Source organism: Aquicoccus porphyridii, assembly GCF_008369105.1.
GTDB classification, from domain to species: domain Bacteria; phylum Pseudomonadota; class Alphaproteobacteria; order Rhodobacterales; family Rhodobacteraceae; genus Aquicoccus; species Aquicoccus porphyridii.
Genome location: NZ_VINQ01000098.1, coordinates 1 through 521 on the forward strand (window position 1 = coordinate 1; position 521 = coordinate 521).

At 61.0% G+C, this 521-nt stretch carries 1 protein-coding gene; it reads right to left on the reverse strand.

Annotation, left to right across the window (positions count from 1 at the left end):
- Positions 1 to 176 precede the first annotated feature (176 nt).
- A partial coding sequence (locus FLO80_RS21955; protein WP_188078403.1) for a glutathione S-transferase family protein occupies positions 177 to 521 on the reverse strand: 345 nt, incomplete at its 5' end.

Here is a 521-nt window from a genome sequence, read left to right on the forward strand (position 1 = left end):
GGCGGACGGCCCGGCGATGCGCGGCGGCCTGCGGCCTTGATTCCGCGCGGGGGAACGCGGAATGGGCTCGAACCGGACCTTAGCTGCGCCTGACATGAACGACCGCTTTTGTGCTCCGCTGCGGTGATCTGGGTCAGGAATGTGACACTATAGCCGGTTTTCCTGACACCTGAAGATCAGGGCAGCATACCCGCTGCACGCACCGCCTTGACCGAGGCGCGCGATTCCATTGCGGCCATGAACGCCGAGATGCGCGGATAGTCTGCGGGATCAACCTCATCGCCCTTCAGCCAGTTGCAGACCATGAACAGGTAGGGATCGGCCAGTGACAAGGTATCGCCCATGACAAAGGGACCTTTGAGCGCGTGATCTTCGACATAGCGTGCAGAGGCGGCCATTGTCTGCGGGACCTTGGCTTTCATGTCGTCAAAGCTGGATTGCTGGTCGGCCCAACGGCTGCCGCGCATCTTGTGGGCGTGGTTGATGTGCATGGTTGACGCCAGATAATACATCACGCTGCG